General features: G+C 53.4%; 2 rRNA genes (1 of these 2 running past the window's edge). Both read left to right on the plus strand.

Annotated elements, in window-relative coordinates:
- Nucleotides 1–2718: ribosomal RNA gene (locus J7J08_RS13315) — 23S ribosomal RNA — on the plus strand; it begins 161 nt to the left of the window's first position.
- A 146-nt stretch (nt 2719–2864) separates the two neighbouring features.
- A 5S ribosomal RNA gene (gene rrf / locus J7J08_RS13320) occupies nt 2865–2979 on the plus strand.
- Nucleotides 2980–2982 lie beyond the last annotated feature (3 nt).

Genomic DNA, 2982 nt, shown 5'->3' on the forward strand with positions numbered 1-2982 from the left:
AGCTGCTGGAAGCGAACCTGGTGAACTGAAATATCTAAGTAACCAGAGGAAAAGAAATCAACCGAGATTCCCTGAGTAGCGACGAGCGAACGGGGACTAGCCCTTAAGCTGGAATGGTTCTAGAAAAACAGCCTGGAACGGCTGGCCATAGAAGGTGATAGCCCTGTATTTAAAAGGGCCACTCCAGTGAAGACGAGTAGGGCGGGGCACGTGAAACCCTGTCTGAACATGGGGGGACCATCCTCCAAGGCTAAATACTACTGACCGACCGATAGTGAACCAGTACCGTGAGGGAAAGGCGAAAAGAACCCCGGAGAGGGGAGTGAAATAGATCCTGAAACCGTGTGCGTACAAGCAGTAGGAGCTCGAAAGAGTGACTGCGTACCTTTTGTATAATGGGTCAGCGACTTACTGTTCGTGGCAAGCTTAACCGTATAGGGGAGGCGAAGGGAAACCGAGTCTGATAAGGGCGCATAGTCGCGGGCAGTAGACCCGAAACCGGGTGATCTAGTCATGGCCAGGGTGAAGGTGCCGTAACAGGTACTGGAGGCCCGAACCCACGTCTGTTGCAAAAGACGGGGATGAGCTGTGATTAGGAGTGAAAAGCTAATCGAACCCGGAGATAGCTGGTTCTCCTCGAAAGCTATTTAGGTAGCGCCTCATATGTATCCTCTCGGGGGTAGAGCACTGTTATGGCTAGGGGGTCATCGCGACTTACCAAACCATTGCAAACTCCGAATACCGAGACGGACTGTATGGGAGACACACGGCGGGTGCTAACGTCCGTCGTGAAAAGGGAAACAACCCAGACCCACAGCTAAGGTCCCAAATTCACTGCTAAGTGGAAAACCATGTGGAAAGGCACAGACAGCCAGGAGGTTGGCTTAGAAGCAGCCACCCTTTAAAGAAAGCGTAATAGCTCACTGGTCGAGTCGGTCTGCGGGGAAGATTTAACGGGGCTAAGCAGTGAACCGAAGCTTGGGGTGTGCATATTTATATGTACGCGGTAGAGGAGCGTTCCGTAAGCCGTTGAAGGTGGATTGAGAAGTCTGCTGGAGGTATCGGAAGTGCGAATGCTGACATGAGTAACGATAATGCGGGTGAAAAACCCGCACGCCGAAAGCCCAAGGTTTCCTTGCGCAACGTTAATCGGCGCAGGGTGAGTCGGCCCCTAAGGCGAGGACGAAAGTCGTAGTCGATGGGAAGCAGGTTAATATTCCTGCACCTCGCGTAAGTGCGATGGAGGGACGGAGAAGGTTAGGTGTACCCGGCGTTGGTTGTCCGGGGGAAAGGCGGTAGGTTTGGATCTTTGGCAAATCCGGGATCCTTTAAGACCGAGCACCGAGACGAGTCTTTAAGACAAAGTCACTGATACCACGCTTCCAGGAAAAGCTCCTAAGCTTCAGCTTACGCAGACCGTACCGTAAACCGACACAGGTGGGTAGGATGAGAATTCTCAGGCGCTTGAGAGAACTCGGGTGAAGGAACTAGGCAACATGGCACCGTAACTTCGGGAGAAGGTGCGCCCTTTTTGGTGGCTCATGCGAGCTATAGCTGAAGAGGGCCGCAGAAACCAGGCCGCTGCGACTGTTTATCAAAAACACAGCACTCTGCAAACACGAAAGTGGACGTATAGGGTGTGACGCCTGCCCGGTGCTGGAAGGTTAATTGATGGGGTCAGCCGCAAGGCGAAGCTCTTGATCGAAGCCCCAGTAAACGGCGGCCGTAACTATAACGGTCCTAAGGTAGCGAAATTCCTTGTCGGGTAAGTTCCGACCTGCACGAATGGCGTAACGACAGCGGCGCTGTCTCCACCCGAGACTCAGTGAAATTGAAATCGCTGTGAAGATGCAGCGTTCCCGTGGCAAGACGGAAAGACCCCGTGAACCTTTACTATAGCTTTACACTGAACGTTGAGTTCGTCTGTGTAGGATAGGTGGGAGGCTATGAAACCATGGCGCTAGCTGTGGTGGAGCCATCCTTGAAATACCACCCTGTCGTGCTTGACGTTCTAACCTGGGCCCATTATCTGGGTCGGGGACCGTGTATGGTGGGTAGTTTGACTGGGGCGGTCTCCTCCTAAAGAGTAACGGAGGAGCTCGAAGGTACGCTCAGCGCGGTCGGACATCGCGCACTGTGTGCAAAGGCATAAGCGTGCTTGACTGCAAGATCGACGGATCAAGCAGGTAGGAAACTAGGACTTAGTGATCCGGTGGTTCTGTATGGAAGGGCCATCGCTCAACGGATAAAAGGTACTCCGGGGATAACAGGCTGATACCGCCCAAGAGTTCATATCGACGGCGGTGTTTGGCACCTCGATGTCGGCTCATCACATCCTGGGGCTGTAGTCGGTCCCAAGGGTATGGCTGTTCGCCATTTAAAGTGGTACGCGAGCTGGGTTCAGAACGTCGTGAGACAGTTCGGTCCCTATCTGCCATGGGCGTTGGAGATTTGAGAGGGGCTGCTCCTAGTACGAGAGGACCGGAGTGGACGAACCTCTGGTGTTCCGGTTGTCACGCCAGTGGCATTGCCGGGTAGCTATGTTCGGAAGCGATAACCGCTGAAAGCATCTAAGCGGGAAGCGCGCCTCAAGATGAGATCTCCCGGGGCACAAGCCCCCTGAAGGAACCATATAGACTATGTGGTTGATAGGTCAGGTGTGTAAGTACAGCAATGTATTGAGCTAACTGATACTAATGATCCGTGTGGCTTGACCATATAACCTCAAGTTGCCTTGGCCGACATGACATGTCGATAGATACCAAGTGCACGCTACGTCACAAGAACTATGAGAGGCAGGCGCAGTATGGCCGTGCTTTTTCCCCAAGGGAAAATCACGTACATCGCGACGCTCCAACCGTCTCCCTGGTGAAATTAGCGCTGTGGAACCACCCGATCCCATCCCGAACTCGGAAGTGAAACGCAGCTGCGCCGATGGTAGTGTGGCTCAAGCCATGCGAGAGTAGGTCATCGCCAGGGTTT

Source organism: Stenotrophomonas sp. ISL-67 (assembly GCF_018612915.1).
Lineage (GTDB): Bacteria > Pseudomonadota > Gammaproteobacteria > Xanthomonadales > Xanthomonadaceae > Stenotrophomonas.